Source organism: Helicobacter sp. MIT 11-5569, from assembly GCF_000765695.2.
Taxonomy (GTDB): Bacteria; Campylobacterota; Campylobacteria; order Campylobacterales; family Helicobacteraceae; genus Helicobacter_D.
Window position 1 is genome coordinate 122,683 of the sequence record NZ_JRPB02000005.1, and the last position, 6,357, is coordinate 129,039.

The window sequence follows — 6,357 nt, forward strand, 5'->3', positions numbered from 1 at the left end:
GGATTATTTTTGATACAATCTCAATTATTCTAAAACAATTAGGGAAACAATACAAAAACAATGCTACAAATCAACCCAAGCCGATTAGAATATTTATTGGAACTTTTCAAAATCTCAAAAGAGGATTTGCAAAAAGAAGCAAAAATTGACTTTGATAAACCATTGACAAAAGCAACATTAAAAAAAATTGATAATGTTTTCAAAATGGGATTAGATTTTTATACCAATCCTTCACAAATTGATGCACAGAATTCAAGCATTTTATTCAGAAAAACTAATTTTAGTGATAAACTAAAAATAGGAGATATACAACTCATCACACAATATGAAAAAGATATTGATTATATAAAAAGCTTGGCAAAACTTGGAAATTTTGCATTTACGAAACGAAAACTAAAAAATTTTTCATTAGCAGATTCTCCACTTGAGGCTGCTAGAGAAATGCAATTTTTACTCCCCACAAAAAGCCTCGCCGACAAAAAGTTTTTAGAAGTTTTTATTCAAAATCTTGTAGAGCAAAATATTTTAGTTTTAGAAAATATAGAATCTCATAACAAAAAATATAAAAGTAGTTTATGCGGATTCTTTATCAAGCCTAATTTTATTGTGCTAAAAAAGCAAAATGGCAGAAAGAGAGAAATTTTTACTTTAGCTCACGAGCTAGGGCATTACCTTTTAAATAATGAAAATATAGATGAAAATACCTTTATACAAAATCCAAGCAATGAAGAATCTTGGTGTAATGAGTTTGCCTTTGCTTTGTTACTTGGAAAAAGTTTAACAGAGATACAAAACATCAATGCAAATGAAATAAACCTTGAAAATCCAATCATACAAAAGCTTTCTGAAAAAAAGCATATTAGCAGACTTGCGATTTTTTATCATTTTGCCCATATAAACAAAATACAATGGAAAATATACAAGCAACTTAAAGAGAGTTTGCAAAATGAGTATGAACAAAAAAAGCAAAGCAATAAAGGCGATAGAGAAAATAAAAAATTTAGACCACCTATTCCTATTCTCTCGCCTTTGCAAAAGGATATTTTTGTCAATGCTTTTTTAGAGGGCATAGTGAGCGAATACACAATGCGCACGCGCTTTAAAAGATATATTAAGAAAGACAATTTAGAGGGCTTTATCTATGGATAAATATCTTTTTGACACAAGCTCTCTAGTCTCTTTTGTGCGGTATTATTTGCCATTTGATGCAGACAGGCAGTTGCAAAATTTCTTGATTGATGGTTTTAAGAAAAAAGAATTTATACTGCTCAAAGCAGTAGGCAATGAGTGCGAATATGTCGCACAAGGATTAGTATTTAAAAATTTCCTCAAAAACTCACCCATCAAAGCAACATCATTTAACGAAATTATTGCAGAAAAGCTACACAGGGAAATAGATAATAATTTTATTGCTTCATTTGCCAAGAAAAAGCAATTAAACGAGCAAGAATACGACAACTACAGGAAAAATTTTATTGAAAGCGCGGATTTTCAGCTAATACATTATGCGATACGAAATAAACAATGCGTCATTATCACAGAAGAAACTTTGACAAGCAATGACAATAAATTATTCAAAAAGATTCCAAAAATTGCCCAAGAAAAAAATATCAATCATCTTAGTTTAGCAGATTTTATCCAAGAAAAAACAAACACATCTTTAAAGGTTTCATATAAAGATAGGCTTGATATTTGATAATTTTAAAAACTATCATTTTTTAGTCCCTTGTTCTTGCCATTTAGACAATGTAAGATTAAATTGTATACCGCACTAATCATCTCGTAACTATAATTTACGCAAGCGCGTAGCTTTCATCTAAAAACCTGCAAAGCTCTTGCAAAGAAAGTGTTTCGCCTTCTAGCAAAATGCTTATCCAATGTTTTTTATTCATATGCCACGCCTTAAAATATGTTTTATTATCCACAAAAGCAAGCACATCTTGTGGGTCAAGTTTAAGATTCACAATTTCTACCAATCCCTCTTCTTGCAAGCCTAGTTGTGTTTTGTTAATCACACAAAAAGCCGCATACCATTTTTTGTTTTTCTTTTTGCGCAAAATTGCATTTTTGGGGAATTTTTCCCACAAAAACTCTAGCTCATCACCATATTTTTCTTTAGCATACGCACGAAGATTCCGCGCATTTTGACTTTTAAAGATTTGATTCATAAATCCTCCTGTATTTTATGATTCCTTGTAACTTCTAATACCTTCTTTTAATCTCTCTAATCCATCTAATACCCTAAATTTTTGCGTTGCGATATTCATTCTCAAAAAAGTCTTGCCACAACTTCCATATTGGCTTCCCTCCGATAAATAAAGCCCTGTTGTATTTCTAATATGTTGTGCTAGTAATTTAGAATTTTTGTGAGTAATTTGGCTACAATCAATCCAAAGCAAATATGTAGCTTCGCCATCTATTAATTGAATCTCTTTGATATGTTGCTCAAAATAGTTTTTGACAATTTCTCTGTTGCTAAAGATATATTTTCTTAAATCATCTAAATAATCTCTGCATTGATTATAGGCAACTTCAGTCGCGACACATGCTAGGAAATTTGGTTCAGCGATTTCATCATTGTTGATTCCTCGATTGATTTTGTTGTATAGATATTGATTGAAGACAATAATCATAGAAGTCTGAAGTCCTGCTAAATTGAAACTTTTTGTTGGTGATATTAGGCTAATACCAATCTCCTTAGCCTCACTGCATGAATTAAAAAATGGCACATATTCTTTGTTTGGATTCGTTAAATCACAATGGATTTCATCAGATATAACATACACATTATGTTTCTTGGCTAATGTAGCAATTTTTGCCAATTCTTCTTTACTCCAGATTTTGCCAATAGGATTATGAGGATTGCAAAGGATTAGTAAATTTGTTCGATATTCTGCTAATTTTTCTTCTAAAAGGCAAAAATCTATGTCGTATTTATAGTTCTCATATTTAAGTGGCACTTCGCTGATAAACCTGCCATTATTAACAATGGAATTAAAAAATATATTATAGACAGGAGTCATTAAGATTATATTTTCACCGGGTGCAGTTATGCGTCTTATAATTGATGATGTTGAGGGTATTACACCACTTGAAAAGAGCATATTTTCTTTAGCAAATGATAAATGGTGTCTATCCCTATAAAAATTCATATAGGAATCATAAAGGCTATCAGGGATTATGGAATAGCCATAAGTTTTATTATTCAATCTCTCTAAAAGGGCTTGATAGATTGCATCAGGGCATAAAAAATCCATATCAGCTACCCACATGGGTAATTCATTTTCCTTGACATTCCACTTTAGAGATGAGATATTAAATCTATTTGTTTCTTTATCAAAATTATTCATATTTTTTGCCATTAATGATGATTTCTGTTTTGGATTTGTCAGTCATTCCATCAAAGATGATTACATCACAGCCTAAGCATTCTATTTTCCCGCTCATTGGATTCTTTATACTATCGACTTTGCTATTTATTTTAGCTTCCACACTAGAAAATTCAAAGGCAAGATTTGTGTTTAGTAATTTGCAATCTATAAGCTTTAGATTTTGAGTATAACAAAAACCTTGCATGGATTCTATGGTGCAGTTTATAAAAGTTATGTTTTTGGCATTCCAAGCGATATATTCTCCTATAATTTGAGAATTTTCTACGATAACATTTTCTGTATTCCAAAACGAATCTTTAGAATCTAAAATGCTATTTTTAACAACAATATTTTTAGCCCCATCAAACACATAATTGCCATCTAGTTGAAAGTTATCCAATTCAATGTTTTTTGAATTAAAAAACATATAATCGCCCTTAGTATTCATATTTTTAATTTTAATATCACTGCAATTCCAAAATGCCTCTAAACCATTTAGCATATTGCTATCAGTGATTTCTATATGCGATGAGCGTCTAAAAAGTTTGGGTGCTTCTATGTTGGAATCATAAATTTTGATATTATCAACATACCATATACCCGAACGCGCTGTTTCTTTAAAGATAGTATTGTTGCAAGTAATGTCCTCACAATACCATAGAGGATATTTCCAAGCAAAAGAGGAATGGTTGATAATAATATTTTTAGATTCCTTAAGTGGCGATTCGCCATCAAAAAAATTAGAATCATTAATTTCTAAATCACTTTGGTGATATAACGCTCTTTCACCTGTGAATTCTTGATTGCATACTATTTTCATAAAAACCTCCGCTTGATGATGCTTTTGTGTTTAGGTTTTGCGCATTTTGGCTTTTAAAAACTGGGTTCATAGGCTATCCTTTTATTGTGATATATCTACTAAAAATTATCAATAATTCTTGCTTATTGGCATTCTTTAAACCTAGATTTAATATCAGATATAGATGTTACTTCCAATTCATCTAACATTTTATCTAAGTTATTAAGTTCAACTTTGAGTGTTGTTGTTAATATCTTTTTTTGCTCTTCATTGAAACTAGATGTAGCAATTTTTTTATTAAAAATACTTAAATAAGATTTTATAGTTCTTTGTAAAAGCTCATATCGTGAAAGTGTCTTACGCACAACGACTCTATCTATATCACAAGTATGTTCTTCTATATCTGCTAGAGTATGAAATAATCCTAGTGAGTAATAGTTTGCATTAACAGCATAATAAAATGCCACCTCATGGAGTGAAGCTTTTTCTTGTTTGCTAAAATCTGGGACATTATTTGCAATATAAGTTTCTAAGAAAGATTGAAAATCATCAAGATACTTCACTCTTTCTTTATCATGCAGGATATAATAGGTTTGGTTAGGGTATAAAGCCCTCTCTTTATCAAGCAAATCAATAATGATATAATCTTTTACCTCTACAGCCTTTATCGCATTTGCAAAGATTTCCCACGCCCCATTCTCATCACCATTAGAATAGGAGAAAATAAAATCTTTAAGAATTCCTGCATTATCAATCATCTTTTTAATATCTTGTAAGTTTTGATAAATGAGTGCATTTACATTGAGTGCATCGAAGCTTTCTTTTGTGAGATTTTGGATAGATTCTAGCTCCTTTGTGGAATCCTCTTTATACCATTGCGAGAGTGGAGCTAGTTCAGCTTTTGCATTATTGATAAGATTATCAGCTTTTTTATTATCAATAATTCGCATTGTGTTGGTAATAATTAAATAAGCAATAAAAACAATGATTGCTGTATAAAAGCTAATTCTTTTAGTGGTATTACTATTGAGTTTGGTTTGCATTATTTCCCTATAATTTTAATAATGTGTTTTTGGCTACTAACCCTATGGTGCATCATACACCATAAGTGCTTACAAGCTCTTTACGAATACCAGCCAAACAGACTTTTACCCCTATCAAGTGTTGCGATTGTATCTAAATCCTGTGTATCAAGACTAAAATCAAAAATATTGATATTTTCTTGCATTCTCTCTTTTTTGCTTGTTTTTGGAATCGCAACGATATTGTTTTGAACCAAGAATCTCAAAATCACTTGCGCCGCTGTTTTTCCGTATTTTTCACCAATTTTTAACAAAACAGGATTCTTAAAAATATTTTCTCTTCCCGCTCCAAAAGGCGACCAAGCCATAAGCGCGATTTCATCTTTTTGATATTGCAATCGCCTTTGCTTGTTTTGATAAAGAACATGCATTTCTTGCTGAATCGCTTGTGGTTTAATTTCGCAATTATTAATGATATTAAAATAATTTGCGTCATAAAAATTGCTCAAACCAATCGCCTTTAATTTGCCTTTTTTGTAATATTCTTCCATTATTTTATAGATTTCTAAATCATTCCCCATAACCCAATGAATCAAAAGCAAATCAATATAATCACTTTGTAAGCGTTCTAGTGATTCTTCAATAGAGCTTGCGACATTTTTGCCAGAGCGCAATTTCGTAACGACAAATAATTCCTTCCTATCAATGCTAGATTCCTTAATCGCCGCACCAACATTTGATTCGTTATTATAATATTGCGCAGTATCAATAAGGCGATAACCTACTTCAAGTGCATCTGTAACTGCCCTTTGGCATTCTTTGCCAAGTAGTTGATAAGTCCCAAGCCCAAGAAGTGGCATTTTTACACCATTATTAAGCGTGAGATGTGGAATCTTACCTACTCGCACATTTTGTGCCTTTGTGTCATTATCCGCCAAAAGTGTTCCAATTCCAAAATTTGCCATTGCCATTGTTGCTCCTATTTTTGCTGAAGTTTTTAAAAACTCTCTGCGCTTTGTGGAATCCACCTTGCAATCGTGGATAGAATCCTGTGATTTTGTTTTCATTTTTGCTCCTTAGAAATACATTTTTGCAATAAAATTACCCAAATTAAGCTTAAAGAAAGTCCTCATCTTGAAATTCATTACGCATAGATTGCACACTT

At 31.4% G+C, this 6,357-nt stretch carries 7 protein-coding genes; 2 read left to right on the top strand and 5 right to left on the bottom strand.

The window, feature by feature from the left end; all coding sequences use genetic code 11:
* The first annotated feature begins 60 nt into the window (after window positions 1–60).
* Both LS70_RS06005 and LS70_RS06010 read left to right on the top strand, forming a co-directional pair.
* Complete coding sequence (locus tag LS70_RS06005) at window positions 61–1,149, top strand: ImmA/IrrE family metallo-endopeptidase (protein ID WP_034287730.1); 1,089 nt, start codon at window positions 61–63, stop codon at window positions 1,147–1,149.
* The gene (locus LS70_RS06010; RefSeq protein WP_034287728.1) at window positions 1,142–1,696 is read left to right on the top strand and encodes a DUF4411 family protein; all 555 of its coding nucleotides are present in this window, start codon (window positions 1,142–1,144) and stop codon (window positions 1,694–1,696) included. Before LS70_RS06005 ends, LS70_RS06010 begins: the two co-directional genes overlap by 8 nt.
* Before the next feature lie 97 nt (window positions 1,697–1,793).
* On the opposite strand, the gene LS70_RS06015 is transcribed toward LS70_RS06010, so the two are convergent.
* The 5 genes from LS70_RS06015 to LS70_RS06035 all read right to left on the bottom strand — a co-directional run bounded on the left by LS70_RS06015 (window position 1,794) and on the right by LS70_RS06035 (window position 6,259).
* Window positions 1,794–2,168 carry an MmcQ/YjbR family DNA-binding protein gene (locus tag LS70_RS06015; RefSeq protein ID WP_052083309.1) on the bottom strand — a complete coding sequence of 125 codons (375 nt, stop codon included), beginning with the start codon at window positions 2,166–2,168 and terminating at the stop codon, window positions 1,794–1,796.
* A 15-nt stretch (window positions 2,169–2,183) separates the two neighbouring features.
* A complete protein-coding gene (locus LS70_RS06020) occupies window positions 2,184–3,350 on the bottom strand; it encodes a MalY/PatB family protein (protein WP_034289080.1) in 1,167 nt (388 codons plus the stop codon).
* Complete coding sequence (locus tag LS70_RS06025; RefSeq protein WP_034287725.1) at window positions 3,343–4,191, bottom strand: DUF3737 family protein; 849 nt, start codon at window positions 4,189–4,191, stop codon at window positions 3,343–3,345. Before LS70_RS06025 ends, LS70_RS06020 begins: the two co-directional genes overlap by 8 nt.
* Window positions 4,192–4,313: 122 nt before the next feature.
* On the bottom strand, window positions 4,314–5,213 hold the full coding sequence (locus tag LS70_RS06030) for a hypothetical protein (protein ID WP_052083308.1): 900 nt from the start codon (window positions 5,211–5,213) through the stop codon (window positions 4,314–4,316).
* A gap of 80 nt (window positions 5,214–5,293) precedes the next feature.
* Complete coding sequence (locus tag LS70_RS06035) at window positions 5,294–6,259, bottom strand: aldo/keto reductase (RefSeq protein WP_236096450.1); 966 nt, start codon at window positions 6,257–6,259, stop codon at window positions 5,294–5,296.
* Window positions 6,260–6,357 lie beyond the last annotated feature (98 nt).